General features: G+C 68.1%; 28 protein-coding genes and 1 pseudogene. 18 read left to right on the top strand and 11 right to left on the bottom strand.

Going from position 1 to position 24,357, the window contains the following annotated elements; all coding sequences use genetic code 11:
• Positions 1-14: 14 nt before the first annotated feature.
• A pseudogene (locus OG470_RS30210) lies at positions 15-404 on the bottom strand (helix-turn-helix domain-containing protein); the annotation flags it as partial.
• Between the two features lie 422 nt (positions 405-826).
• On the opposite strand from OG470_RS30210, the gene OG470_RS30205 reads away from it, so the two are divergent.
• The 3 genes from OG470_RS30205 (at position 827) to OG470_RS30195 (ending at position 3,364) form a co-directional block, all read left to right on the top strand.
• Positions 827-1,645, top strand: coding sequence for a basic amino acid ABC transporter substrate-binding protein (locus OG470_RS30205; RefSeq protein ID WP_328417761.1), 819 nt, complete (start codon positions 827-829; stop codon positions 1,643-1,645).
• A 79-nt stretch (positions 1,646-1,724) separates the two neighbouring features.
• Positions 1,725-2,519: an amino acid ABC transporter permease gene (locus OG470_RS30200; protein ID WP_328417759.1), complete on the top strand. Its 795-nt coding sequence runs from the start codon at positions 1,725-1,727 to the stop codon at positions 2,517-2,519.
• A gap of 5 nt (positions 2,520-2,524) precedes the next feature.
• Positions 2,525-3,364 (top strand): amino acid ABC transporter ATP-binding protein, encoded by an 840-nt coding sequence (locus OG470_RS30195; protein ID WP_328417757.1) that lies wholly within the window; start codon positions 2,525-2,527, stop codon positions 3,362-3,364.
• Between the two features lie 7 nt (positions 3,365-3,371).
• Here OG470_RS30195 and OG470_RS30190 read toward each other — a convergent pair whose 3' ends face one another.
• A complete protein-coding gene (locus tag OG470_RS30190) occupies positions 3,372-4,136 on the bottom strand; it encodes a GNAT family N-acetyltransferase (RefSeq protein ID WP_328417755.1) in 765 nt (254 codons plus the stop codon).
• A 528-nt stretch (positions 4,137-4,664) separates the two neighbouring features.
• Here OG470_RS30190 and OG470_RS30185 point away from each other — a divergent pair.
• From OG470_RS30185 to OG470_RS30175, 3 genes are read left to right on the top strand one after another with little or no spacing between them, the layout of a single operon-like run.
• Positions 4,665-5,477 carry a multicopper oxidase domain-containing protein gene (locus tag OG470_RS30185; protein ID WP_328417754.1) on the top strand — a complete coding sequence of 271 codons (813 nt, stop codon included), beginning with the start codon at positions 4,665-4,667 and terminating at the stop codon, positions 5,475-5,477.
• Positions 5,474-5,695 carry a hypothetical protein gene (locus tag OG470_RS30180; protein WP_328417752.1) on the top strand — a complete coding sequence of 74 codons (222 nt, stop codon included), beginning with the start codon at positions 5,474-5,476 and terminating at the stop codon, positions 5,693-5,695. Before OG470_RS30185 ends, OG470_RS30180 begins: the two co-directional genes overlap by 4 nt.
• 32 nt (positions 5,696-5,727) lie before the next feature.
• Positions 5,728-6,708, top strand: a complete 981-nt coding sequence (locus OG470_RS30175; protein WP_328417750.1) for a hypothetical protein — start codon at positions 5,728-5,730, stop codon at positions 6,706-6,708.
• A 113-nt stretch (positions 6,709-6,821) separates the two neighbouring features.
• Here the strand turns inward: OG470_RS30175 and OG470_RS30170 are convergent, their stop codons facing one another.
• Positions 6,822-7,358, bottom strand: a complete 537-nt coding sequence (locus OG470_RS30170) for a hypothetical protein (protein WP_328417748.1) — start codon at positions 7,356-7,358, stop codon at positions 6,822-6,824.
• A gap of 138 nt (positions 7,359-7,496) precedes the next feature.
• Between OG470_RS30170 and OG470_RS30165 the strand changes: the two genes are divergently transcribed.
• Complete coding sequence (locus OG470_RS30165; RefSeq protein ID WP_328417746.1) at positions 7,497-7,946, top strand: Rv0361 family membrane protein; 450 nt, start codon at positions 7,497-7,499, stop codon at positions 7,944-7,946.
• A 44-nt stretch (positions 7,947-7,990) separates the two neighbouring features.
• Here OG470_RS30165 and OG470_RS30160 read toward each other — a convergent pair whose 3' ends face one another.
• Positions 7,991-8,695 carry an SDR family oxidoreductase gene (locus OG470_RS30160; protein ID WP_328417744.1) on the bottom strand — a complete coding sequence of 235 codons (705 nt, stop codon included), beginning with the start codon at positions 8,693-8,695 and terminating at the stop codon, positions 7,991-7,993.
• 110 nt (positions 8,696-8,805) lie between these two features.
• Here OG470_RS30160 and OG470_RS30155 point away from each other — a divergent pair, with 110 nt between their 5' ends.
• From OG470_RS30155 to OG470_RS30145, 3 genes are all read left to right on the top strand, one after another.
• Positions 8,806-9,183, top strand: coding sequence for a MerR family transcriptional regulator (locus OG470_RS30155; protein ID WP_328417742.1), 378 nt, complete (start codon positions 8,806-8,808; stop codon positions 9,181-9,183).
• Between the two features lie 108 nt (positions 9,184-9,291).
• The gene (locus tag OG470_RS30150; protein ID WP_328417740.1) at positions 9,292-9,804 is read left to right on the top strand and encodes a DinB family protein; all 513 of its coding nucleotides are present in this window, start codon (positions 9,292-9,294) and stop codon (positions 9,802-9,804) included.
• 40 nt (positions 9,805-9,844) lie between these two features.
• Complete coding sequence (locus OG470_RS30145) at positions 9,845-10,321, top strand: SRPBCC family protein (RefSeq protein ID WP_328417738.1); 477 nt, start codon at positions 9,845-9,847, stop codon at positions 10,319-10,321.
• Between the two features lie 70 nt (positions 10,322-10,391).
• Here the strand turns inward: OG470_RS30145 and OG470_RS30140 are convergent, their stop codons facing one another.
• Positions 10,392-11,075, bottom strand: coding sequence for a DUF4386 domain-containing protein (locus OG470_RS30140; RefSeq protein ID WP_328417736.1), 684 nt, complete (start codon positions 11,073-11,075; stop codon positions 10,392-10,394).
• A gap of 137 nt (positions 11,076-11,212) precedes the next feature.
• Between OG470_RS30140 and OG470_RS30135 the strand changes: the two genes are divergently transcribed.
• Complete coding sequence (locus OG470_RS30135; protein ID WP_328426690.1) at positions 11,213-11,902, top strand: TetR/AcrR family transcriptional regulator; 690 nt, start codon at positions 11,213-11,215, stop codon at positions 11,900-11,902.
• Positions 11,903-11,983: 81 nt separating this feature from the next.
• Here the strand turns inward: OG470_RS30135 and OG470_RS30130 are convergent, their stop codons facing one another.
• The gene (locus OG470_RS30130) at positions 11,984-13,279 is read right to left on the bottom strand and encodes an alpha/beta hydrolase (RefSeq protein ID WP_328417734.1); all 1,296 of its coding nucleotides are present in this window, start codon (positions 13,277-13,279) and stop codon (positions 11,984-11,986) included.
• 336 nt (positions 13,280-13,615) lie between these two features.
• On the opposite strand from OG470_RS30130, the gene OG470_RS30125 reads away from it, so the two are divergent.
• A complete protein-coding gene (locus OG470_RS30125; RefSeq protein WP_328417732.1) occupies positions 13,616-14,992 on the top strand; it encodes an FAD-dependent oxidoreductase in 1,377 nt (458 codons plus the stop codon).
• A gap of 8 nt (positions 14,993-15,000) precedes the next feature.
• Here the strand turns inward: OG470_RS30125 and OG470_RS30120 are convergent, their stop codons facing one another.
• The 3 genes from OG470_RS30120 to OG470_RS30110 all read right to left on the bottom strand — a co-directional run bounded on the left by OG470_RS30120 (position 15,001) and on the right by OG470_RS30110 (position 17,913).
• Entirely contained in the window at positions 15,001-15,477 is a 477-nt protein-coding gene (locus OG470_RS30120) for a heme-degrading domain-containing protein (protein WP_328417730.1), read from the bottom strand.
• 114 nt (positions 15,478-15,591) lie between these two features.
• Entirely contained in the window at positions 15,592-17,052 is a 1,461-nt protein-coding gene (locus OG470_RS30115) for an SDR family NAD(P)-dependent oxidoreductase (RefSeq protein ID WP_328417728.1), read from the bottom strand.
• Positions 17,053-17,202: 150 nt separating this feature from the next.
• Positions 17,203-17,913: a DUF2470 domain-containing protein gene (locus OG470_RS30110; protein ID WP_328426688.1), complete on the bottom strand. Its 711-nt coding sequence runs from the start codon at positions 17,911-17,913 to the stop codon at positions 17,203-17,205.
• Between the two features lie 71 nt (positions 17,914-17,984).
• Between OG470_RS30110 and rpsD the strand changes: the two genes are divergently transcribed.
• From rpsD to OG470_RS30085, 5 genes are all read left to right on the top strand, one after another.
• On the top strand, positions 17,985-18,593 hold the full coding sequence (rpsD, locus tag OG470_RS30105) for a 30S ribosomal protein S4 (protein ID WP_328417726.1): 609 nt from the start codon (positions 17,985-17,987) through the stop codon (positions 18,591-18,593).
• A 220-nt stretch (positions 18,594-18,813) separates the two neighbouring features.
• Positions 18,814-19,479, top strand: a complete 666-nt coding sequence (locus tag OG470_RS30100; RefSeq protein WP_328417725.1) for an endo alpha-1,4 polygalactosaminidase — start codon at positions 18,814-18,816, stop codon at positions 19,477-19,479.
• 185 nt (positions 19,480-19,664) lie between these two features.
• On the top strand, positions 19,665-19,850 hold the full coding sequence (locus tag OG470_RS30095; RefSeq protein ID WP_442931002.1) for an NUDIX domain-containing protein: 186 nt from the start codon (positions 19,665-19,667) through the stop codon (positions 19,848-19,850).
• Positions 19,851-19,946: 96 nt separating this feature from the next.
• Complete coding sequence (locus OG470_RS30090; RefSeq protein WP_328417723.1) at positions 19,947-20,468, top strand: SigE family RNA polymerase sigma factor; 522 nt, start codon at positions 19,947-19,949, stop codon at positions 20,466-20,468.
• Positions 20,461-21,735, top strand: a complete 1,275-nt coding sequence (locus OG470_RS30085; RefSeq protein WP_328417721.1) for a rod shape-determining protein MreC — start codon at positions 20,461-20,463, stop codon at positions 21,733-21,735. The genes OG470_RS30090 and OG470_RS30085 overlap by 8 nt, the downstream gene beginning before the upstream one ends.
• A 68-nt stretch (positions 21,736-21,803) precedes the next feature.
• Here OG470_RS30085 and OG470_RS30080 read toward each other — a convergent pair whose 3' ends face one another.
• Positions 21,804-22,409, bottom strand: a complete 606-nt coding sequence (locus OG470_RS30080; RefSeq protein ID WP_328417719.1) for a hypothetical protein — start codon at positions 22,407-22,409, stop codon at positions 21,804-21,806.
• 386 nt (positions 22,410-22,795) lie between these two features.
• Here OG470_RS30080 and OG470_RS30075 point away from each other — a divergent pair, with 386 nt between their 5' ends.
• On the top strand, positions 22,796-23,152 hold the full coding sequence (locus OG470_RS30075) for an endo alpha-1,4 polygalactosaminidase (RefSeq protein ID WP_328417717.1): 357 nt from the start codon (positions 22,796-22,798) through the stop codon (positions 23,150-23,152).
• Positions 23,153-23,189: 37 nt separating this feature from the next.
• Here the strand turns inward: OG470_RS30075 and OG470_RS30070 are convergent, their stop codons facing one another.
• Positions 23,190-24,311 (bottom strand): DUF4185 domain-containing protein, encoded by a 1,122-nt coding sequence (locus OG470_RS30070; RefSeq protein ID WP_386992557.1) that lies wholly within the window; start codon positions 24,309-24,311, stop codon positions 23,190-23,192.
• Positions 24,312-24,357: the final 46 nt, after the last annotated feature.

Genomic DNA, 24,357 nt, shown 5'->3' with positions numbered 1-24,357 from the left:
TCGACCGGGACGTCTCGGGCGAGGTGGCGCAGGAGGCCCCGAATATGGTGCTTGTCCGCGGCCGAGACCGTGTCGTCGAGCAATCGTCGGCGGATGGCGCCCATGTCCGCCTCGACCTCCGCCAGTGCTCGATGGTCGGGCGCAGCGGCGGCGATCGGCATCGCGAGCGGGCGAATCGCGGCTGCGATGGAGAGCCCGAGGGTGGCGCACAAGGCTCGTACCTTTGCCAGCTCGGGGTAGTGCTGCCAGTCGCAGGCGAGCCAGCGGAACAGCGTCGAGCGGCTGACGCCGGTGTGTCGCGCGATGTCGCCGACGGTCCAACCGCGTTCGTCGCGGGCGTCGTTGACCGCCTGGCGAACGAACTCCGCGAAAGCCATCTGGGGTGTAGTGAGAATCGTGTCCATCCTCAGACGTGTCTTCCCTCGGTCTGGTGTTGTCTCGTCGTGCGGCGCTCGATGGTCGGATCTGATCGCCCGACCCAGGTAGCGGCGGCTCGAGAGGTGGTTCCGATTGATCGTCTCCCACCTGCTGGCGTCGTGCCGCGTCGGCCGGCGAGGATCCCTACTTGTTCGAGGCCGGTCAGCTACTCAACTGCCGCGCGGCGGGATGAGGGGGGTCGCCGCCTGGACCCGGGCCCGTTGGTGCCGCACGTGGTCCGGTTGCTGGTCGGGTGTCGGGTTCACTGAGCGTGATATTGCTGCTTCGCCACAACGACCCGGCGTGATCTGGGTACGGCTCGTCGGATCAGGTACCGTCGCCTGTCACACAGTCTTTGCACCAACCTGGCTGCCCGTCACGAGGGAAGCCGAACCGGAGGGACACAGCCGTGAGGTTCCAGAGCGCAGTCCGCAGTGCCGGCCTCGTCGTGGCGATTGCCGCCCTGGCGGTGAGCGCGGGATGTGCCAAGAAGGATGACAGCGAGGTCCAGGCGAGCGGAGTCAAGCTGGTCGAGGCCGGCAAGCTGACGGTCTGCACCCACCTGCCGTACCCGCCGTTCCAGTCCAAGGACGCCAGCGGCAAGGTCACTGGGTTCGACGTCGAGCTGATGGATCTGGTCGCCAAGGAGCTGGGCGTCGAGCAGACGATCATCGACACGCCGTTCGAGGGGATCAAGTCCGGCCAGGATCTGAACACCGGCAAGTGTGACGCGGCCGCTGCCGGCATGACGATCACTGAGGAACGGCAGAAGGTGATGAACTTCTCCGACCCGTACTTCGATGCGACCCAGGCGATGCTGATCAAGACGGGCAAGCCGTACAAGGCGCTCGACGACCTCAAGGGCAAGAAGCTCGGCGTCCAGGCGGCCACCACGGGCCGTGACTACGCCCGGAAGTTCGAGCAGGAGAAGGGCCTGCAGCTCGTCGAGTTCGAAGACCTCGCCGCCCTGCAGCAGGCCGTCTCCAACGGCCAGGTCGAGGCCGCCATCAACGACCTGCCGGTCTGGACCGAGTACCTCAAGAAGAACCCGGGCGGGTTCGAGGTGGCCGCCGAGTTTGACACCGGCGAGCAGTACGGGTTCTCGGTGAAGAAGGACAGCAACCCGGAGCTGCTCAAGAAGATCAACGAGGTGCTGGCCAAGGCCAAGCAGGACGGCTCGTACAACACGATCTACGAGAAGTGGATCGGCAAGCAGCCGAGCGCGTGATCGAAGCTGACGGCAGGAGGGCGCGCGGCTCGCGCGCCCTCCTCGTACGCAACCTCCGGGAAGGCAAGGAGCGAAGAACGTGAAGCTGCGACGCCGCCAGCGAGAGCGGCTGTCCCTCTGGCTCCAGTACCTGGCCTTCATCGCCATCATCGCCACGGTGGTCTTCGCCGCCGACTGGGGCAGGCTGAAGGACGCGTTCTTCCGCGTCGACATCATCCAGTCGATGTTTCCGACGATCATCACCGTCGCGCTGCGCAACACGGTCCTCTACACGCTGGGTGCGTTCGCCTTCGGTCTCGTGTTCGGCACCATCCTCGCGCTGATGCGGCTGTCCCGGGTGGCTCCGTACCGCTGGGTGGCCACGGCGTACATCGAGCTGTTCCGGGGTCTGCCCGCGCTGCTGGTGCTCTTCCTCGTCGGGTACGGCATTCCCATCGCCTTCCCGGAGCGGGAGATCCCCGGCGGCGTCTTCGGTTCGATCGCGATCGGTCTCGGGTTGACCGCTGCGGCGTACATGGCCGAGACCATCCGGGCCGGCATCCAGGCCGTGCCGAAGGGACAGATGGAGGCGGCGCGCACCCTCGGCATGTCGCACTTCACCGCCATGCGCACGATCGTCATCCCGCAGGCGTTCCGGATCGTGATCCCGCCGCTGACCAACGAGCTCATCCTGCTCACCAAGGATTCGTCGCTGGCGTACGTGCTGGGCGTGACGGCGCAGACCATCGAGGTCACCAAGTTCGGTCGGGACATGCTGAACGACCGGGTGAACGTCACCCCGCTGCTGGTGGCCGGCCTCGCCTACCTGATCATCACCCTGCCCCTGTCCCAGGTGGTACGACGCCTCGAACTCCGATACGCCAAGGCTCGGTGACCCGCATGACGACCACACAGCCCCGCCCCGCCGTCGAGATCCGCGACCTGCACAAGTCCTTCGGGCCGCTCGAAGTGCTCAAGGGCATCGACTTCGAGGTCGGTCAGGGCGAGGTGGTCTGTGTCATCGGGCCGTCCGGGTCCGGTAAGTCGACGCTGCTGCGGTGCGTCGACCTGCTGGAGGAGCCGACCGCCGGCAAGATCTGGGTGAACGGGGTCGAGATGACCGACCCGGATGTCGAGATCGACGCGGTGCGCCGCGGCATCGGCATGGTCTTCCAGTCGTTCAACCTGTTCCCGCATCTGACCGTGCTGAACAACCTCACCATCGCCCAGCGCCGGGTGCTGCGGCGTGGCCGCGCTGAGGCCGAGCGGATCGCGCGGGACAACCTGGAGCGCGTCGGTCTGACCGACAAGGCCGACGCGTTCCCCGCACAGTTGTCCGGGGGACAGCAGCAGCGGGCGGCGATCGCCCGGTCGCTGTCGATGGAGCCCAAGCTGATGCTCTTCGACGAGCCGACCTCCGCGCTCGATCCGGAGTTGGTCGGCGACGTGCTCACCGTCATGCGCAAGCTTGCCGAGGACGGCATGACGATGATGGTGGTCACCCACGAGATGGCGTTCGCCCGGGACGTCGCCGACCGGGTCGTGTTCATGGACGGCGGCGTGGTGGTCGAGCAGGGGCCGCCGCAGGAGGTGCTCGGCGCGCCGCGGCACGAGCGGACCCGCTCATTCCTCTCCCGGGTCCTCGACCCGACCCATGTCGCGCAGCTCGGTCAGCCCGACCAGTCTTCCGAGCCACCGGAGCCGCCTCGCCTGCCGGCGGACGACCGCCACAACCTCTGACAACCGCTCACGTACGTCTGTCCGCCGGGCTGCCCCGACGCTGGCCGCCGGTGCGGTAGTGGTACCGGCACAGCTCGGTGAAACCGGCCCCGTCGTACAGCCGCCGCGCGGCGGTGTTGTCGGGTTGGACCTGGAGGTACAGGTGCTCGGTGCCGTGGTCGGCGGCCCAGCGGGCGAGGGCGGCGAGGATGGTCCTGGCAGCGCCTCTGCCGCGGGCGGCCGGAGGCGTGGCCATCCCGAATACGCCCGCCCAGCCGGTTTCGATGACCGCACGGCCGGCCGCGACGACACCGGCCTCGGTCAGCACCGAGGCGTACCCGCTGCGCTGGCGTACCCGGCGGAGCATGTCCCACTCACGGCCGGGGTCGCCCCCGCTGGCGTGCACCGCCAGCCAGGCGTCGAACCAGGCGTCGGTCGGTTGATCGTCCAGGCGGACTCGCAGCCCATCCCCGGGTAGCCGGTCGATGACCTGCGCGGTCGGGGCCGACTGCAGCGACATCGTGCTGTCGGCGCGGTAACCGCGCTTGGCCAGCGCGTCGTCGAGGCCGACCGGGCAGGCCCCCGGGCTGATCTGGAATCGGGTGCACGTCCCGTGGCCGGCGTAGAACTCCTCAACGGATCGGATCGTGCCCGACAGGTCCGCCGGCACGGCGTCGCTGTGCGGCAGCACCGAGCTGGCCCACCACGCTCCGCTGTCTCCGTACCGTAACCACCACCCGTCGAGGTGGTCGAGGACCATCGCGGGAAAGGCCCGGGCCGCCCGTTCCTGCAAGCCTCGGACGAGGCCAGGGGTCAACGGCGACAACTGTCGACATGCGACCGTCTCCTCGACACCGGCCCGAACCCGAGCCCTTGGCTGCCGCTGGGGTCACTGAGCGTGGCGGATTGGCGTGCGGGACATTCATGGTCAATCGAGCGTCGTCGTGATGTCAAGGTAACCTTCTTGCAATCAGGCCTGCACTTTCGTCGATGGATTACATAAGTTGCCGTTATTCATCGAAAGTTCTGAGTCTTCCGAGCAAAGTCCGCGACGAGGTCCACGCAGTCGTGCTGCCGCCCTTCATGCTCGGCGGTCGCTGCACCGTGCCCTCGTCACGGCTTTGCCCGGTGAACGGAGACCCATGGACGACAATTCCGTCGGCTCCCACCGCCACCTGTCCCGCAGATCCCTGATCGCCACCGGAGCCCTCGCCGCCGGAGCACTGGGCGCGTCCGCCCCGCGATCGACGCCGCGTTCCGAGGCAGCCCAGCCCGGGCCGCGGCCGGTGTCACGAAAAAGGTCACCATCTACGCCGAGCAGTTGCCCGGAGGGCTGTTCGGGTACGGCCTGGCACCCGGCCAGGCCACGGTGCCGGGGCCGCTGCTGGAGATGTACGAGGGTGACACCCTGGAGATCACCCTGGTCAACACCACCAACCAGCGGCTGTCCATCCATCCACACGGGGTGGACTACAGCACCGACTCGGACGGCAGCCCGCTCAACGCCTCGTCCAACAATCCCGGTGAGAACCGGACGTACGTGTGGCGCTCGCGGGAGATGTTCCTCGCCTCAGGCCGGCGGTTCATGCCGGGCAGCGCCGGCTACTGGCACTACCACGACCACGCCATGGGCACCGACCACGGCACCGGCGGTGTCGCCAAGGGGCTGTACGGGGCGCTGATCGTCCGGCGCCGCGGCGACATCCTGCCGGAGAAGCAGCACACGGTCGTGTTCAACGACATGATGATCAACAACCGGATGGCCCCGGACACCCCGATGTTCGAGGCGAACCTGGGTCAGCGGGTGGAGTGGATCGCCATCGGCCACGGCGGCACCTTCCACACCTTCCACCTGCACGCCCACCGCTGGGCGGACAACCGCACCGGAATGCTCGAGGGCCCGAGCGACCCGAGCCTGGTGATCGACAACAAGGACCTCAATCCGGGCAGCTCGTTCGGCTTTCAGGTGCTGGCAGGCGAGGGCGTCGGACCCGGGGCGTGGATGTACCACTGCCACGTGCAGTTCCACTCCGACGGTGGCATGGCCGGGATCTTCCTGGTGCGCAACGCCGACGGCAGCATGCCGCCGGGCGCCGAAGAGGCTGCCCCGAGTCGGACACCCGAGGCACGGTGATCATCGACGGCGACGACACCGGGGTGCCCAACGTCGACACCGGTGACGGCTGCACCATCAACGACCTGATCGCCGAACACGCCGACTACCCCGGGCACGCCGAATTCGTCCGGCATGTCGAAACGGTCACCACCGCGCTGGTGACCGCCGGCACGCTGAACCGGCGGCAGCAGGGCGCCATCGTCCGGGCCGCGGCCCGATCGGACGTCGGCGCATGAGTCCTCAAACCTCATCGACAGGGAGTACAGCGATGCCCAGACGTACCGTCGCCAAGCTGGCCACCGTGACCGCCGTCGTCGCCGCCTCGGTGCTGGCGGTGGCCCCCAGCGCACACGCCGACCTGGTCACCTACTGCATCGGCACCGGCGGTGCGGTGACGGTGCCCAACGATCTGTACGTGCCGGCCGGCGAGTCCTGCGCGCTCACCGGCACCACGATCACCGGCAACGTCAACGTCGCCGCCGGCGGCAACCTGGTGGTCACCGGTGGCAACGTCAGCGGCGAGGTACGCGTCGCCGCGAACGGCTACCTGGACGCCACCGACACGACGATCAACGGGCAGGTGGTGCTGGCCGCCGGCGGATACGGCGCCTTCCTCAAGGACGCCCGGACCGGCAACGTGACCGTACGGCCGAAGGGCACCACGACCATCGACAGCTTCCTGTTCGTGGAGGAGTCGACGATCGCCGGGACCGTCAACGCCGGAGCCGGTGAGGTCCGGCTCGACCGCGGCACGCAGGCGGAACGTAACCTCAGCAGCACCGGCACCTACTACACCGACGTGCACGACTCGTTCGTCGACGGCACGCTGTCGGTGCTGAACAGCGCCACCGGCAGTGTGGTGTGCGGCAGCGCGGTCCGCGGCCGGGCGACCTTCGCCGGCAACCTGGGCGGCGTGCAACTCGGCCCGAACGGCAACCTCGACAGCTGCGCTTCGGGCGGCTACTGGGGCGGGGACGTCAGCATCACCAGCACCACCGGCGGTGTCACTGTCGACGACAACATCATCAACGGCCAGTTGACCGTGACGTCCAACAACCCGGCCGCCCAGGTGGCCGCGAACAACCGTATCCGCGGCGGCGTCACCGGTGACCAGGCGGCTGCGACCACCAACCGGTCGGCCCGAGCCGCGGCCGTCCCGGACCGGGAGGACGCCGGCGATCAGCGGGCGGAGACCCGCCGTACCGTGGCGGTCCAGGAGGCCACCGCGGCCGGCGACGCCCGGCTCTAGTTGATCGGACGCCCTGACGGCACCGGGCCGGACGTCATGGGACGTCCGGCCCGGCGGCGGGGGAGGATCCAGTTGTCTGCTCGCGCAGCTGTGTCACCACAGTGCGGCATGGATCAGTTGCAGATGCTTCGGGCCTTGCGTACAAAGGCCTCCCGCGACATGATCTTCATCGTCTCGCGGCCCCTCGGTGCCAGCACCTCGTCCCGGCCGATCCGGGCGAAGTCCGCGACAGTGAAGTCTACCGATATGCCGTCATGGCGACTTGACCCGCTGAGGCTGTATCTCACCTCGGGCTCGAGTTTGGTGAGCGGTTCGACATCGACGGCCATGCCTGCCTCCTCCGCAGGGATGTCGCGGATCTCGTCGACCTCAAAACCATCCGGCGGCTGGCCGAACAGGGGAACCTCCACAACCTCGCTCATCGGTGTGCCGCTTACGCCCCACGTGATCAGCGGTCGTGCACTCGCGTCGTTCCTGTTGTCGTTCTCGAACACGCCGAGCTGAGAGAAAGCACCGTCGCAGGTGACGAGAACGCCGATCGGCTCGCCATCGTGGACAGCCAAAGCGACAACCGGCTCGTCGGGCGGACTGCAGGCCGCCAGGAGTCCGAGTAGCGTAATCAGAATCCATGCACCCGCCTGTCTACGCATGGTTGCAGCATGCCCAGGTGGCATCACGCTCCGATCCCTTGGCGGTCACGATCGGCAGACAGTGTCGGCACCGAGCGGCCACCTGCCCCCGGGTAGGGACGACGTGGTGGCTTGCCTGCCGTCCCTACCATCCGGGCCATGACGTACGAGCCGATGCTTGTGCCCGACCGGAAACCCAACCGGACGACCCGTACCGTTCTGCTTGTCGTTGCCGCGGTGCTGGTGGTGTGTTGTCTCGGTGGTGTCTGCGGCGGGTTCTGGCTCTACCGGACCGTCAGCAAGGCGGTCGGGCCAGCTCGGGACGCCACTGCCGCGTACCTGGACGACGTGCAGGCCGGCAACTACCCGGGTGCCTATGGCCGGCTGTGTGAGAAGGTGCGCGACGGCATGTCGCAGGAGGAGTACACCCGGATCCAGTCCGCGCAATTGAAGATCAGAAGCTACGAGATCACCGGTGCGTCCGTCTCCAACTACAACGGCCGGGTCAGCGGGGCCGTCACCGTTCAGATGGTTCAGGAGACGGGCGGGCGGTTCACGCAAACCGTTCCACTGGCCAAGGAACGCGGTGAGTGGCGCGTCTGCCAATGAATGGCCACGATGTGCGGCGCGCTGAACCGCGGTGAGCCGTGCCGTCAGTTGGCGGTGACGGTGTAGAAGGCGCTGGGGTCCGCAGCGAGAGACGCCTTGACGTTGGCGCTCCACTCGTCGGCGACGACTTCGAGTTTGCCGGCCTCGACGCCGTCGAGGGCGGCGCGGACGACCGCGGCAGGGTCGACCTTGTCGCCGTCATAGCCGGCCGACATGTCGGTGTCGGCGCTGCCCAGGTGCAGTCCGGTGACGAGGGTGCCCTGGCCGGCCAGTTCGATCCGGATTCCGTTGGTCAGGCTCCATTCGGCGGCCTTCGCCGCGCCGTAGGCGTTGGTCCCGTCATAGGAGAACCACGACAACGCGGAGAGGACGTTGAGGATCCCACCGCCACCGTTGCCGGCGAGCACCGGCGCGAACGCCCGCACCATGCTGAGGGTGCCGTAGAAGTGGGTGTCCATCTCCGACCGGATCTTTCTCAGGTCACCGGTGACGAGGTTGGTCCAGGTGGAGATCCCGGCGTTGTTGATCAGCAGGGTCACATCGGAGGCGGCCGCCGCCGCGTCCTCGACCGACCGTGGGTCGGTGATGTCCAGTCGGAGCTTCTCGACGCCGGGAACGTCGATCCGTTCCGGGTGGCGGGCCGTGGCGTACACCTTCGTCGCGCCGCGCTCCAGCAGTTGCCGGGTGAAGTGCCGACCGATGCCACGGTTGGCGCCGGTAACCAGCGCGATCGAACCAGCGATCTGCATGATTGCCTCCAGGTGGATTCGAGGTAGTTCGGTACGCGGGCTACGCTAAAACCTGACGTAGACGTGAGATGCAAGCCGTGTGGCCGGCGTCACTACCAGCGGCAGGGGCCGTGCGAATTGGCGAACTCGCCACCAGGACCGGCGTGTCAGTACGGGCCCTGCGCTACTACGAGGAGCAGGCCCTCCTGATCCCGGCACGCAGCAGCGGAGGCCAGCGCCACTACGACGACAGCGCGATCGAGCGGGTTCACCTGATCCAGATGCTGTACGCATCCGGGCTGTCCAGCAGGACCATCCTGGACCTCCTGCCCTGCGTCGACGCGAAGGTCAACACCCCGGAGTCCCGCGCCATGCTGAACGCCGAGCGCGAGCGCATCGACCAGCAGATCAACCAACTCCTGCAGGCCAGGGACCGACTCGACGCGGTCATCGCTCTCAGCCAGAGCCCGGCCAGCGGTTGCACCAGGATGGAAACCGCGCCCGCCTAGCGCGAGGCGAAGCCCGTGCTGTCCCGCGTCCTCGATGCGGCGATCCGTACCCCTCGGCCGGCGGGGAAATCGCGTGCCCACCGACGCGGCCATGAGTAGCGTGCCCCCGTGCCTACTACCCGCCTACGCCCACCCTTCACCGCCGACGAGCGAAGCCAGCTGGTCGGTTGGCTGGAGATGCAGCGCGCGATCATTCGCTGGAAGTGCGAAGGACTGTCGGAGACGGACGCCCATCGCGCGGTCCTACCGGCCTCGCCCCTGATGACGATGGCGGGTCTCGTCTCCCACCTGCGGTGGACCGAACATTGCTGGTTCGAAGTCCTCTTTCTGGGCCGCCCGGCTGAGGGGCCGCAATTCGTGGACGAGCCGGAGGACGCCGACATGAGGGTCGACGGCGTTCCGCTCGCCCAACTGCTAGAGGAGTACGACCGGCAATGCGCGGTGTCCAACGACATCGTCGCCGCCCACTCCCTGGACGACGTCGGCCGGCACCCGGACTTCCGGTCCGCGGCCGCCAGCCTGCGCTGGATGCTGATCCACATGATCGAGGAGACCGCACGGCACGCAGGTCACGCCGACACGATCCGGGAGCTGCTCGACGGCGAGAAGGGCTACTTCTGACCGATTGGGTGGCGGCGACGCCGGGCTTACGGTTGTCGACATGATGGTGCGTACGCGCTGGACGATGCCCCACTCACCGGAGGTGTTGTGGCCGGCGCTCTGCGACTCGCGCCTTGAGCTGCAACCCCGGTGCCCGGTGTTCTACCTGGGTACGCCCCGGCCGACCACGTGCCGGCTGCCCGATGGTCCCGGTGAGGTGGGCGCGGCCCGGCAGTGCGTCTCAGAGCAGGGTGTGGTGCGGCAGCGGATCACCCTCTGGGAGCCACCGAGCCGGTTGGCGTTCCACATGGAGTCGACGGACCTCTACTTCCACCGTTTCGTCGACCATCTCGGGGATCTGTTCGAGCTGGAGCCGGCGGGTGCCGGCACGAGGGTCACCCGGACGACGACGGTGACGGTCCGCGGGTTCGGCCGCGTCGCGGTGGAGCCGGCGCTCTGGGTCGGGTTGAAGTCGGTACACCGCTTCGTGTTCCGGAACTGGCAGAAGATGACGTTGTCACCCCCCGCCGCGGTGTGACGCTCCCGCACCGGCAGGGCCCCCTCTCCCATGGTGCGAGCGCGCTCGGCCATGTTCGGGCCATCGGGACTCAGGCGGTCAATGGCGCGGCCTCCGGTTGCCGGTCGGCGGGTGCCTGGTCGAGTGTGCGGCGGCGGACGCCGCGCGTCAGCAGGTAGCCGACCATCCAGAATTCGCCGATGGTCGCGGGAACGACCAGAGCGTCAGCGACGCCCTGTGCGTCAGGGGCGAGGTATCCGATGAATGCGCTGAGCAGGTATCCGATGCCGCCGCCGACGAGGATCCAGCCGAGCGGGCGGGGCATCCAGTTCGAGCGGAGCACGCAGCGTCCCATGGGGATGAGCCACAGGCCGAAGAACAGCCCTCCGACGCCCCACAGGTTGCCGCTGGTCAGGTAGAGGACCTGGACGGTGGCCGCCGCGTCCCCCACGGGGTCGAGCGCGATGTCGACCGCCGTGGCGAGCAGTGCTGCGCTGACGAGGACCACGACCGCGTTGATGAGGCCGAACGCGGCGATGGCGCCGGCGGCACGTGGGTCTGCGGTGCGGAACAGCCGGTAGAACCATGCGGCGGCGAGGGCCTGGGTGACGACGATGAGCAGTTCGAAAGCGACGCCGACGCGCGCGAGTGTTTCGTGCTGGACCAGATTGGCGAGCGTCGCGTTGGGGTCGTCGGCATTGAAGAGTCGCGACCGGATGAGCAGAAAGCCGAGTGCGCCGCTGATGGCGAGGGCGAGGTAGAGCAGCCCGGTCACGCGGGCGGTACGGATCAGCGCGGGCATTGGGGCTCCTTGGGCCGTATCGGCTCGTGGAGGTGGTCGCGCTCCGGCCACCGACCTTACGTTGTAAGGCAACCATACGATGTAAGGTGCTGGCAAGAGGTGGGGGACAGGTGGCAGCGAAGGCAATTCGACAACCGCTCAGTCGTGAGCGCGTACTGGCAGCGGCGGTCGCACTGGCGGACGCTGAGGGGATTCAGGCGCTGACGATGCGCCGCCTCGCTGCCGATCTCGGCGTCGAGGCCATGTCGCTCTACCATCACCTGCCCGCCAAGGAGGCCCTCCTCGACGGCGTCGTGGAGACCGTGGTCGCTGAGATCGTTGCCGCTGTTGGTCGCATCTCCACGAACGATGGCGATGGAGACTGGCGAGGGCGGTTGCGCCGGCAGTTCCTCGCGGCGCGTCAGATCATGCTTCGTCACCCGTGGATGCCCGGACTGTTGGGCTCGCGACGGACCATCCCCGTCGGCCTGTACGCGTACTACGACGGGATCGTGGGCACCCTGGTCGATGCCGGGTTCTCGCACCTCCTCGCGCACCGGGCGTTGCACGCGTTCGGCAGTCTGCCTCTCGGGTTCGCGCAGGAGATCTTCAGCCCGGCGTCGGCGGGCGGGAGCCTGGAGGCCGACGTCGCGGAGGCGGACCTGGCCGCCATGGCCGAGGCGCTACCGCACCTGACGGCCATGGTGGCATCCGAGATCCACGACGTCACCGACCCCATGCTCGGTTGGTGCGACAGTCAGACCGAGTTCGAGTTCACGCTCGACCTGCTCCTGGACGGGCTGGAACGCCTCCGCGGCTGAGGGCCGAACACTGTCGGCCGCGGCGAGCCCGCGCTCGTGGAGGCGAACTCGCCGCTCCGCCCGGCCGATCGGTGACGCCGATCAGAAGTCGTCGACGTTCACCGTCACGCGATGCTCGCTGGACTTCCAGTTGGGCACGTTGACCGCGTCGAACCCGCCGCCGCGTTGACCGACCATGATCCGCACGATGCCGAGGTGTGCCGGCGTGGCCGGGATGAACAGGTCCATGCCGGTGATGAAGGTCTGGCTGAAGAACTCCGGCAGCGGCGCGGTCAGGTCGGTGACACCGTCGCTGCCGTCGTCGAACGCGAAGATGCCGATCGTCCGCTTGACGCGCGGCGTGTTCGCCGGGTTCAGGACATCCCGACCGTTGATCCACAGCTTGTCGCCAGCGTCACCCTGGTCGCCCCACCACTCCTTCTGCCGCTGGATGATCAGCGCCGTGTGCCGGTCGCTGGTGTCGACCAGCGCGCCGAGCCCCTCGCCCGGCCGGCTGGTCGCCAGGCGTACGAACGAGTCGGACCGCAGGAACGGCTGGAAGTAGAGGTGGTGCGTCGGCGCGCCAGCGCGCACGATCGCGAACTCGTACCGGGCTGTGGCGAGCACCGGGAACGGTCCGAACGAGCCGTCGCCGCTCAGGGGCACCCGATGCGCGGGCCGGTTCGACAGCCGACCGCCCGTGAGGGAGCTGACCGGGTAGACCTCAAGCGTCGCGTCGGTGACGCCGACGTTGCTCGGGAAGAGCGCCGCGCGGCCGGAGACCTGCGCGGTGCCGAACAGTTGGGGCACGATCCGCGTTGTCCTGGGAGCGCGACCCTGGAAGAACCGGAAGATCTCGCTGAATGACTCTGGCGACGACACGGTCTGCGTGTGGGACTGGTTCGGGAAGTACACGTTGGTCGCGCCCACGACGGCCCGCGCCGGGTCGCCCTCGCCCCAGATCGCGAGCGTGGGTACGCCTCCCGGTGGTGACGCCGCGGTTCGTCCGTCCAGGTTGACGTAGTGCGCGACGCGGGCGGCCCGCGCCGGTGAGCTGTTGAGGTAGCCCTGCATGACGAAGGTGCCCAGGGAGTGCGCGAGCAGGTCCACCTTGTCCGCGCCGGTCGCCGCCAGCAGCCGGGAGATCCGCGCGTCCATCCCCGCGTACACCTGGGGCAGGATCGTGGCGATGTTCGGCGAGTCGTACTCGTGCGCCTCGATGATGTCTAGCGGGTAGCCGTTGCTGGCCAGGCGCTTGGCCTGGGACTGGAACTGTGACGCCGCACCGGCGTTGCCGTGCACGAAGACCACTGGACGGTACGACGAAGTGGCGGCAGCCCCGGCGGCGTGCGGAACGCCAGCGACGGACATTCCGGCGGCGAGCGCAAGTCCGGTCATCAGGGAGAGCAATCTCCGGCGAGACGTGTGCATCGATCCTCCACCTCGGTCGACAAAGTTTATGCACTAGGAGCGCAAGTATCGTGTCAGGGTGGTGGCCGGTCGTCTATACCGCGCGTGCAGCCCTCCGACAATCGCCCGACAGGGTCGCGTGCAGCCGCCGTAGCCGGGTGTGCGATGGGATTACCATCGCCGCCCGGCCGGGCGGGCCAGCGATGGGCGTCTGTGCAACGATCGTCGGGCGTCATGCCGAACGGCCGTCCACCGGTCTCTCCGCGCACCAGTCGCGGCAGGCACGGGAGAGGGCGCCTCACCTCGTACCCCTTGGAGAGCTCGATGTCCCTCTCCCCGGCTCGGGTCTTCGCCGCGTTGAACGCCGTGCGACCCCCCGACCAGGCGCTCCCGATCCTGGACAAGGCCGTCGTGGTCGGCGGCAGTATCGCCGGCATGCTGGCGGCGCGGGTGTTGTCCGACTACGCGGAGAGCGTGGTCATCATCGACCGCGACGACCTACAGACGGCCGGCGAGCGGCCCGGCGTGCCACAGGGGACGCAACTGCACGCGTTGTTGCCCGGCGGCTTCCTCCAGTTCGAGCAGCTGTTTCCGGGATTCCGCGAACAGGCACTGGCCCAGGGGGCGATCGAGGCTCCACCCACGGCCCGGCGGAACTACCTCGACGGCCGCCTGAAGGTTGTCGTTCCCAACGACGCCGACAGCCTGGCGGGCAGCCGGCCTCTCCTGGAGAGGCTGATCCGTGAGCAGGTGCTTCGACTGCCCAACGTCAAGGTGGTCACCGCCCGCGCCACGGGTCTGGTGTTCGACGGTCCCGAGGTCACCGGGGTCCGCTACGACGTCGATGGGGTGTCCGGCGTCGAGGGCGGTGATCTTGTGGTGGATGCCATGGGGCGTTCGAGCAGGCTCTCCGAGTGGCTGGGGCAGGCCGGCTGGGAGCGGCCCGTCACGCGGCGGATGACCGTGCACCTGAACTACGCGACCGCCCTGTTTCGCCGCCACGAGGCGAACCCCGATGCGGCGGTCGTCCTGGCAGTGCACAGCCCGGAGATGTCGTCGGATGTCGCCGGCGCGGCATTCTTCGCCATCGAGGGTGACCGGTGGATGGCCATGATGGTCGGGTACGGGGACAGCCGCCCGGGGCGTACCGCGGAGGACTTCGTGCGCCGGCTGCGGGACCAGTTCCCGCCGGAGTTCGGCGAGGTCGCCGGAAACGAGATGCTCGGCGACGTCCAGACCTACCGCCATGCCGACAGCCGGCGACGGGACTTTCATGCGGTGAAGCGGTTCCCGGCCCGGCTCGTCAGCGTTGGCGACGCCGTCGCGTCGTTCAACCCGGTGTACGGGCAGGGGATGACGGCGGCGGCCCTGCACGCGGCCTGTTTGTCGACGTACCTGAGGACGAACCCGGACCTGAGCGTGCCCGCGCGCCAGTACCTCGCCCTGCAGAAGATCGTGGTCGACGCGGCCTGGTCGTTGTCGACCTCCGCCGACCTGGCGCTGCCCCACGTCGACGGGCCCTACCCGCGTGGCTACCGGGTCTCCAGTTGGGCCAGCAGGCAGATCATCGCGGCGACGGTCACCGACGTGACGATCGCGCGGCGGTTCAACGAGGTCGTCTCGTTGCGGGAACATCCGCGTTCGCTGGCGTCACCCGGCGTGATTCTGGGCGCCCTGCGCGCCAACCGGCGAGCGCGCTGATCGGAGCGTTATCGCGGGAGCTTGCGAAGGATGTCGACGACGAAGCGGTGGTCGTCCAGTTGCGGAAGACCGGAGACACCCACCCAGCCCACCACGCCGGTGCCGCGAACGCGCAGCGGCACCGCACCTCCGGCGGCCGCGTACCGGGAGGCCGGCAGGCCGTACTTCTCCGTCAGCGTCGTCTGCTTGTCCTGGCACAGCCGGGCCATGTACAGCGACGAGTGCTCGAACCGCATCACCACGCGTCCCTTGCGGCGCAGCCACGCGTCGTTGTCCAGGGTCGAACCAGGCAGGCCGCAGTGGAAGAGCTGACGCCCGGCCCGCCACACACCCACCGCGACCGGGAGCCGCTGCTCGCTCGCGGCGGCGACGGCCAGCATGCCCAACTCGTACGCGTCGGTCTCCGACAGGCCCGGCAGCTCCAGCTCGATCTCCTCACGCTGCAGCTCGTCCAACGTCGGCCACGCGTCACGGTCAGATGGCATGCGTACCTTCTCCTCATCGAGTGGCGGCCGGCCCGGGTGTGGGTAGGGCCGCGTGTGCGTACCTGGTGATTGTCGCAAACCCGCTGGACGCGCCGTGGCGGGTGGAAGCGCCGATCACCAGGCGCAGGGCGCGTAGTCCTTCAGGAAGCAGCCGTAGAGGTCTTCGCCCTGCTCGCCACGGACGATCGGGTCGTACACCCGGGCGGCTCCGTCGACCAGGTCCAGCGGGGCGTGGAAGCCCTCGTCCGCCAGTCGCATCTTCGTCGGGTGGGGTCGTTCATCGGTGATCCAGCCGGTGTCGACGCTGGTCATCAGGATGCCGTCGGTCAGCATCTCCTGGGCGCTGGTCCGGGTCAGCATGTTCAGCGCGGCCTTGGCCATGTTGGTGTGCGGATGCCCCGGCCCCTTGTACCCGCGGCCGAACTGCCCCTCCATCGCCGACACGTTCACCACGTACTTGCGGCGGGCCTTCGCTGCGGCCATCGCCGGTCGTAGCCGGCTGACCAGCATGAACGGCGCCGTCACGTTGCACAGCTGCACTTCGAGCAGCTCGACCGGGTCCACCTCGTGCACCCGCTGCACCCAGCTGTTGACCGAGCCAAGGTCCGGCACGAGACCGCCGGCGTCGATGGCCGTGGACGCCGCGATCCGCTCCGGTGAGGCGGAGCCGCTGGTCAACGCCAGTGCGGTGAGCGCGTGCGGGGTGAGCGCGGTCGACTGCGGCCCGGCCGTCAGGCTGCCCGCCGGCGCGCCCTGGCCTCCCGGCTTGGCGAACGTGATCAGCTCCGGCAGCGGGCCGTCCGGCAGGGCCGCGGCCTCTGCGGCGACGAGCTGCGCGTACGCCCCGGGCGAGCGGCGGACGGTCTGCGCCGCATTGTTGATCAGGATGTCGAGTGGCCCCTGGCTGCTGACCGAATCGGCGAGGGCGATCACCTGGGCGGGGTCGCGCAGGTCGATCCCGACGATCCGCAGGCGGTGCAGCCAGTCCGCGCTGTCGGGCATCGCGGCGAACCGGCGGACCGCGTCGTGCGGGAACCGCGTGGTCACCGTGGTGTGCGCGCCGTCACGCAGCAGCCGCAGCGCGATGTACATGCCGATCTTCGCCCGGCCGCCGGTGAGCAGCGCCCGCCGGCCGGTCAGGTCGGTGCGGGCGTCCCGGCGCTCGCGGTTGAGCGCGGCGCAGGAAGGGCAGAGCTGGTGGTAGAAGGCGTCCACCTCGCGGTATCGCTGCTTGCAGACGTAGCAGCCGCGCGGATTGTGCAGGAGCCCGGCCGTGGCACTCGCGGTGGGAGAGGCGAGCGGGATGCCCTGGGTCTCGTCGTCGATCCGGCCGGGGGCACCGGTCGCGGTGGCCGCCGTCACGGCGCGGTCGGCTGCCGCGATGGCGTCGCGCCGCTCCTCGCGTCGCCGCTGCTTGATCACCTTGTAGAGCTTCGCGGTGGCCCGCTGCACCCGCACCACGTCGGGGTGATCGGGAGGCAGGGCCTCCAACGCTTCGAAGACGCTGAGACAGGTCTCCAGCCGGCTCCGGTCAATCGCGTGCTGACCGTTTTCGGTAATGTTGTCCGCCGTCATACGTCTCTGTCTCGTCCCGTTCCTGTGCCGGATACCGCCGGCCCACCTCACGTCCGACCAGGAACTGTACGCACCGTGCGGCCTCCGACGCATCCCGCGCCGCCTTGTCCGCCAGCCGCACCTGAGGATCGGTCCGCACCGTCCCTCTGGTCACCGGTGGGCCCGCGGAGGCCGGCAGCGTCGGCTCTGCCTGAGCAGTGCGTCGATCTGGGCGCCGAGTTGGTCCGGATGGCGTACCGGGGCGGGGAACCTCAGCCGGATGTCCCGGTCGCAGCTCAGCAGTTCGAGTCGTAGCACGAGGCCGTGGCGGTCCAGCCGCACCGGGCGGACCATCCGGACGCCGTGCAACTGGTGGGGATCCACCAGCCGGCACAGTCGTTCGACCGTGTGCGGGTGGTGATGGTCGAGGTGGCACAACAGCTCGGCTTCGGTGGCGGCCAGCGGGTCGGGCTGGGCAGTGGTGAAGTCGGTCGGGTCGATCGCGGTGGTGCCCTCGCTGGTGGTCAACTCGGCGGTGGCGAGGTCGAGAACGGTCACCAGTTGGTTGTCCTCGGCGTCACAGTCGATGGTGTCGGCCGGGCTCAGCCAGCCGGTGAGCGTGCCGCGTGCCCGGACCCGGTCGCGTACCGGGGTGGGGGCCAGGTCGGTCACCTCGATCATCGCCACCGTCTCCCGCTGGTGCGCGATGTCCTGCGCCATGCGGCAGCCTGCCGGCAGCTCGACCCGTACCCGCCCGTCGCCGGTGACGGAGTGCCGGCCGGCGATGTCCGCCCGATAGCCCGGTGTGTGCAGGCCCAGGGACTGGGCGGCGACGAGCATCGATCGGAGCCGGCTTGCCGGGCTGTCTGTCGCGTCCGTCATGTCGGTCGGCTGGTTGCTCAACCCGATCACCTCCTAATAAGGTAAGGCTTACCTTAATTGAGAGGTGAAGGATGAATCAGACCCGCCCCAAGGTCAAGCGCTCCCGCGCGTTGGGCATCGCCCTGACTCCGAAGTGCGTACGGTACTTCGAACGCCGTCCGTTCCCGCCGGGTCAGCACGGCCGCGCCCGCCGTACCACCAGTGACTACAAGGTCCGCCTGTTGGAGAAGCAGCGCCTCAAGGCGCAGTACGACCTGCACGAGGGCCAGCTACGGCGCGCGTTCGACCGGGCCGCACGCCGGCCGGGCAAGACCGGTGAGGAGTTGATCGTCGACCTGGAGACCCGGCTCGACGCGCTGGTGCTGCGGGCAGGTTTCGCGCGCACGATCTATCAGGCCCGCCAGGTCGTCACCCACCAGCACCTCACAGTGAACGGTCGTCGGCTGGACCGGCCGTCGGCACGGCTGAGCCCCGGCGACGTCATCGCGGTGGCGGACCGGAGCCGGGGCAAGGCCCCGTTCGTCGTGGCGGCGGCCGGGGCGCACGCCCCGGAGCGTCCCGCGCCGTATCTGGAGGTCAACCTGACCGGTCTGACCGCCCGCCTGATCCGGGTTCCGCTGCGGACGGAGGTTCCGATCCTCTGCGACGAGCAGCTCGTCGTCGAGTACTACTCGCGCTGACCACTCGGGCCGGTCCGTGTCCATGGCCGCGACGGTGGGCCGGTACGCCCGTCGGTCCAGGTATCCGGCCCGGCGCGACCGGGGGCCAGTCCACCGACCCGGGACCCGACGGCGACGGTGATCGCCTGGGCGACGGCGGTGACCTGGACGACGGACGGCATCCTGGTTGGCGGGAACCGACGGTCGGGCGGTTCAGGTACCGCAGGGGAGAGCTGACGGGATGCGAAGGTGGTTGGCGGCCGCCCTGGCCACGGTCGTCGCGGTCACCGGCTGCGCCGACACCACCTCGACCGGACCCGCGCCGGACGGCAGCGGGAGCGGAGCCCCGGCGTCGGCCAGCGGCGCCGGCCGGCCCGTGGTGCTGCCGCCAACCAACGGCAGCTTCGACTACCAGATCGGCGGCGCCTACGAGCCGGACGTGGGTGTGACCATCGTCGAGCGGGATCACTCCGGTGTGCCCTCGGGCGCCGCCTACAACATCTGCTACGTCAACGCCTTCCAAACCCAGCCGGAGGCTGCGGCGTGGTGGAAGGCGGAACACCGCGACCTGTTGCTGAAGGCGGCGGACGGCTCGTACGTCGAGGATCCAGAATGGCCGGGCGAGATTCTGTTGGACACCACGACGCCGGCACGCCGGACCGCCATCGCCGGCGTCGTTCAAGGCTGGATGGACGAGTGCGCGGCGAAGGGGTTCCGGGCGGTCGAGCCGGACAACCTCGACTCCTGGACGCGGTCCGGCGACCGGTTGACCCACGACCACAACATGGCGCTGGCGCGGTTGCTGGTCGAACATGCGCACGACGCGGGGCTGGCGGTGGCGCAGAAGAACACGCCGGAGCTGGCACGGCAGCCGCCGTTCGGGATAATGGCTGAAGTTCGGCGTTGAGGCGTCGTTGTAGTGGGCTCGTCGGGCTCGGGCTTGATGGCGGCGTCGCCACTGTGACCAGTGCACACGGTGGGCGAGTTCGTGGATCGGTCGGATGATGAAGGCGCTGATAGCCGACGGACTTCGTCCGCTACGGCCGCAATCGCCGCGGACACTGGGGCGAGGCGCAGTGCCCCGACGCCGCGGTGACCGCCACCGACATCACCGGCGGCCGGTGGATCGTCATGATCGAGCGCCGCGACGGCGGCGGGTGGGCGCTGCCCGGCGGCCACATCGAGCCGGGCGAGACCGTGGCCGACGCGGCGGCCCGGGCGCTGACCGAGGAAACCGGGGCTGGTCGTCACCCCTCACCGACCCGCGGGTCGAGATAATCAGTCGTCAAAAAGTTCCGGAGTTACGGCAACGTTTGCTGGGGTCGAGAGCGTAAGTAGTGGCCGTGAGATTGAGACTGAGGGTGCGGGTGGCTGATGCACGATCGCGAGGATAAGGAGGTGACAGCCTTTGTACGGGCGCGTTACGGATCGCTACTCCGGACCGCCTTCCTGCTGTGCGGAGACCGAGGGAAAGCCGAGGATCTGGTCCAGACGACGTTGGCCAAGACGGTTGTGGCATGGCCTCGACTGCAACGCTCAGAAGGCGTCGATCACTACGTTCGGCGCATTCTAGTCAACACATTCGTGACCTGGAGGCGGCGCCGATCCTGGTGGGAACAGCCCTTGGGTCGGCTGGTGGAGAGTCAGGCACGCGACGAGTACATAGGAGTGGAACAGCGGGACTTGCTCCGCCGGGCGTTGGACGGGCTGCCAGCACGACAGCGTGCCGCCGTCGTACTGCGCCTCTACGAGGACCTGTCCGAGCAGGACACGGCGCACGTACTGGGTTGTTCGGTTGGCACGGTCAAGAGTCTTTCATCAAGGGGTCTGCAGACTCTGCGTAAGCAGTGGGTTGAGGCCGACGCTGTTGCTGATCAAGAGGTGCGCTATGCATAACACGACCGAGTTGCGTGACGGCCTGGCGGATCTGGCCGAGGCGGTGGTACCGACCGAGGGCTATCAAGGCAAGATCATGCGGCGGGCAGACCGGCGTCGCGGGCGGCGGCGTATCGCCGCCGGAGCCGCGGCTGCAGTATGCGTGGCGGTTCTGGTCACGATGTTTCGGGTTGTCGGATTCGAGTCCACACCGCAACTCGCTGCACCGCCGCCGGATGGCCCGTTTCTGGGCTGGTCCCCGGTGGGAGACGTGGACGCTGGCCTGGTACGTGACGCCACCAGCGTCTGGGACCGTACCAACTCGGCAGGCCCGCACACTGATGTTCGGGCCCTTGTCGCGACGCGCCATCCACGCCTGCGCTCGACGGTGGTCGTCCTGCAGGGATACGACAAGCAGGGCGACGCGCGGTTGGCGTTCTTCACCGGTGATTCCGGTGCGGCGGACGCCTTGCGGATGCGGGTTGATCGGCCGGTGCCCGACCCGGTGAAGACTCAGGTGATAAGTCTGGTCAGTCCACGGTTGTCCGGAGCCGCCGGCGAGGTTAGTAATGACTCCGCGGGCACCTATGCCATTGTCCTCGCCATGCCGGGCGTGACAGCGGTGCGGGTGTCGAGTACCGCAGTAGATGATGAAATGATACAAGAACCGGACGGACCTACCAGTCGCCTTGTTGTAAAACGATTCCCGATCGCTGCGACCGCGCAGACGACGACGATCGCGGGGTTCATCAAGCCGAAGCGACCGTTCGCCAGCTTCACGAAGGTGTTCGAGGTGCCTGGTGAGGACGGTGTGGACGGCGATGCGCGGGCCGTACCCGCTGAAGTAGTCGGCCGGAACGGCCAACAGATGATCGTGGCGTTTCCGAAGGATCAGGGAGTCCGGCGAGGGCAACTAGCCGTTGTCGCCGAAGGTTTGGTCGGACGCGTAACGGCAGTCGATGCCGACCGCGGCGAAGCCACTGTCGACCTCGTTACCAGCACCGGATTCGCTGGCCAGGTGTACACGAATATCAGTGATGTTCCGGGCGCCGTACGTGGCACCGGCGGAAAGCTGGTCATGGAAGGCGTTCCCGCAGATGGTGAGGTTTACCAGACCAACCGTGTCTTGATGCCGGATCCGTCCCAGCAGAGCAATGAGGTTGGCGCTGTCACGATCGGGCGAGCGTCTGCGGACAAGGCGGCGGGCGGGACGACGTTGGAGCTTACGCCAACAGCCGACCTTGCCAACCTGACCAGGTTGTCGATCATGACGCCATCCGCCCCCTGACGGCGGCTTGCCGACGCAAGGATGCGCGGAGGCGACTCGCCTCCGCGCATCCTCAACAGGTCTGCAGGTCAGTAGTGGACCCGGCCGCTGCCGGAAGCCTTGGCGATGTCACCGCCGGAATTACCCGTAGAGAAATAGTTGAAATACAAAGTTGTGTTCGTCGGAACGCTCGACCAGCACCAGACACGCGTCACGCCGTCAGTGGGAACGGTGATAGTCCCGCCCGCTGAAAGGGAAACCTTAAACTGATGCCACGACTCCTCGGGGTAGTCCCACGTGGCTTCGATATCCTTGCAGAAAGTCGACTGCGTGGATTTGAAGTCTCGGCCTTTCAGGCTCCACACTCCATCAAATGTGAAGGAGTAGGGGATTGTGGACACCGCGAGAGGAGTCACTCCCGTCGTGACCGTAGGGCCGTTCTGAGTGTAGTGGTCGATCGGGCCCTGAAGCTTGGGCATCTTCCCGACAACCCTCATGGTCACGTTCGGCGGCAGCGACGCCCACACGGCAGCATTGTTCGCCGCAATCTCGGCGGCGCTAACCGTCGGTTTCGCCGGATCGCTGCCGGCCGCTTCAATTTCAGGTGCCGCTTGAGCCGGAGCAGCCAATAGCAGCAATCCCGTGGCCACGGCAGCGGCGATTCCAAAAGACCGCTTCACTAACGAGTGTGACACTCTGTGATCCTACCGTGCGGTTTGTGTGATAGTCCGACCATTTCATTAGTCGGGCAATCACTACAAGACCGACCGCGGTCTATTTCTGTGCGAATTTTCACCAGCATCGGGTCAACGCGTCCGGCGGACATATGGTATTGCCAGGAGTCTCTACGTGAGGGGGTGGCTCGGGAGGCGGCTGCGGCAAACGTGCCAACGCGAGGAATGCCTGAGCGAACAAGCTCGACAGTCGGCTGGCGTGGGTCGTTGACGTCGACCTGCCCAGGGCTCACTGACCCGTCCGGCTGCAGGTCGTGGGACCGAATTCGCCGCGCGACGACGACGTCGAGGCGGTCGGCTGACGCCAGGGGGCGCTCCTGATTCCCCGGAATCCAGCCCTCCCGCTCATGCCCCCCATAACTGAAAGTTATGTCCACAGCGTACCGACGATCACACGGTGGCCGCCTCGCGTCCACGCCACTCCACCAGCAGCATCTCAAACGGCGGCTGCCGTACTAGCGCCGTATGGCCGCGACCAGATCGGCTTCGACTTCGCCGTGGTCGAGGAGTGCCAGCACCACGACGAGTGCCAGAGCTACACCGACGCGTACGGTGACCATCTGATCGAGATCGAGTACACCGACAACCCGGTGGGCGCGTACCTCCGGGCCTGCGCCATTCGTGGTGCCCGGATCTCCGTCATCCTGCGCGACCGTGACGTCGTGCCCTTCGGACGCCAGGGCTACCACTACGAGCGGTGCTGACCGTCGCGCGCCTGAAGCGCCACGGTCAGCGGCCCGGTCACACCGAGCCGACGAACTGGCTGACGTGGTAGGCGGTGCTGCGGCCGTCCGGCGTACGCGTCCACTTCGAGACCATCAGGTGCAGGTCGTTGGCGTTGCGGCTCGACCAGGGATGGATGAACCCGCCGTAGAGAGCGGGCTCCTGCCAGCTCGTCACCTGGATCTTCTCCGCCGTCCACGCCCGGTCCGGGCCGGAGGCGGTCCGGGTGACCACGCAGCCGGTCTGGCAGTTCAGGTACGACATCACCCAGGTGCCATCACTCAGGCGACGGACCGACGGCTCGCCGAAGCGGCCCGTGAGAATGGGTGTGCAGGGCCGCCCCCAGCCCCAGTTCGCGCCGTTCCAGCCCCATCCCTCATACGATTCGGGGTAGAACAGCCGGTCCCACCGGACGCGACGCAGCATCATCGGGCCGTCCTGGCGCCCTGATCGCACCGAGAAGACGTAGACGTGGTCACCGTCCCGCTGCATGGTCCACATCTGGAACGGGTCCTTGTTGTCGGAGCTGTTCCACCACTTGAGCGGCGTACGGATGAAGTCGTTGCCGTTGTCGGAGTAGGCCAGCCCCGCGTAGCGCGACTTCCAGTGCGGTCCCGCCGGGCCGGCGGAGTTCCAGTTCTCGATGCTCATGTAGGAGATGAGCTGCCGGCCCGTCTCGGGAAAGCCGATGCCGTCGTTCGGGATGACGGTCACCTCCGGAAGACCGTCGATGCCGATGCCATGGTGGCCGTTGTGCATCAGTTCCGGCGCGCGTCCGTTGCCGGCGACCCGTGCCGCGCTGTCGAAGACCACGCCGCCCGGCGCGCCCGGGTGGACGGCGGAGCGCAACATGACCGGTGATCGCCAGTCGTTCGGCAGGGGCGGGCCCTCCGGCCACGGTGTGTCGAAGGTGTCGCCGAAGAGGTAGCCGATCGACCCGTTCTCCAGCACGTAGGGAATGCCCAGGTCCGTGCCGGCGACCCGCCACCGGCTGTTGGTGTCGAGGTCCGCGCCGGTCAACCGCTTCTTCCACACCGCCGCCTGGGCCGGACCGGCGGTCGTCAGGACGGCTCCGGCGCCACCGAGTGCGCCGACCGCGCCAACTGCGGCGACGCGACCGATGAACGAGCGGCGACGCATACCCATGGTCGTCCTTCCCGGCGGCAGGACATCGATTGCCGGCGAG

The sequence above is a fragment of the Micromonospora sp. NBC_00389 genome (assembly GCF_036059255.1).
Classification (GTDB): Bacteria; Actinomycetota; Actinomycetes; order Mycobacteriales; family Micromonosporaceae; genus Micromonospora.
Note: the sequence above shows the minus strand (reverse complement) of the source record. Positions and strands in the feature narration are given on the sequence as shown.

Excerpts from the sequence above, each read along its gene's own strand:
- OG470_RS30195 (WP_328417757.1), top strand. The coding sequence starts at position 2,525 with ATGACGACCACACAGCCCCGCCCCGCCGTCGAGATCCGCGACCTGCAC.
- OG470_RS30175 (WP_328417750.1), top strand. The coding sequence starts at position 5,728 with ATGCCCAGACGTACCGTCGCCAAGCTGGCCACCGTGACCGCCGTCGTC.
- OG470_RS30170 (WP_328417748.1), bottom strand. The coding sequence starts at position 7,358 with ATGCGTAGACAGGCGGGTGCATGGATTCTGATTACGCTACTCGGACTC.
- OG470_RS30165 (WP_328417746.1), top strand. The coding sequence starts at position 7,497 with ATGACGTACGAGCCGATGCTTGTGCCCGACCGGAAACCCAACCGGACG.
- OG470_RS30160 (WP_328417744.1), bottom strand. The coding sequence starts at position 8,695 with ATGCAGATCGCTGGTTCGATCGCGCTGGTTACCGGCGCCAACCGTGGC.
- OG470_RS30145 (WP_328417738.1), top strand. The coding sequence starts at position 9,845 with ATGATGGTGCGTACGCGCTGGACGATGCCCCACTCACCGGAGGTGTTG.
- OG470_RS30130 (WP_328417734.1), bottom strand. The coding sequence starts at position 13,279 with ATGACCGGACTTGCGCTCGCCGCCGGAATGTCCGTCGCTGGCGTTCCG.
- OG470_RS30125 (WP_328417732.1), top strand. The coding sequence starts at position 13,616 with ATGTCCCTCTCCCCGGCTCGGGTCTTCGCCGCGTTGAACGCCGTGCGA.
- OG470_RS30120 (WP_328417730.1), bottom strand. The coding sequence starts at position 15,477 with ATGCCATCTGACCGTGACGCGTGGCCGACGTTGGACGAGCTGCAGCGT.
- OG470_RS30115 (WP_328417728.1), bottom strand. The coding sequence starts at position 17,052 with ATGACGGCGGACAACATTACCGAAAACGGTCAGCACGCGATTGACCGG.
- OG470_RS30110 (WP_328426688.1), bottom strand. The coding sequence starts at position 17,913 with ATGACGGACGCGACAGACAGCCCGGCAAGCCGGCTCCGATCGATGCTC.
- rpsD (WP_328417726.1), top strand. The coding sequence starts at position 17,985 with ATGAATCAGACCCGCCCCAAGGTCAAGCGCTCCCGCGCGTTGGGCATC.
- OG470_RS30100 (WP_328417725.1), top strand. The coding sequence starts at position 18,814 with ATGCGAAGGTGGTTGGCGGCCGCCCTGGCCACGGTCGTCGCGGTCACC.
- OG470_RS30090 (WP_328417723.1), top strand. The coding sequence starts at position 19,947 with ATGCACGATCGCGAGGATAAGGAGGTGACAGCCTTTGTACGGGCGCGT.
- OG470_RS30085 (WP_328417721.1), top strand. The coding sequence starts at position 20,461 with ATGCATAACACGACCGAGTTGCGTGACGGCCTGGCGGATCTGGCCGAG.
- OG470_RS30075 (WP_328417717.1), top strand. The coding sequence starts at position 22,796 with ATGCCCCCCATAACTGAAAGTTATGTCCACAGCGTACCGACGATCACA.
- OG470_RS30070 (WP_386992557.1), bottom strand. The coding sequence starts at position 24,311 with ATGCGTCGCCGCTCGTTCATCGGTCGCGTCGCCGCAGTTGGCGCGGTC.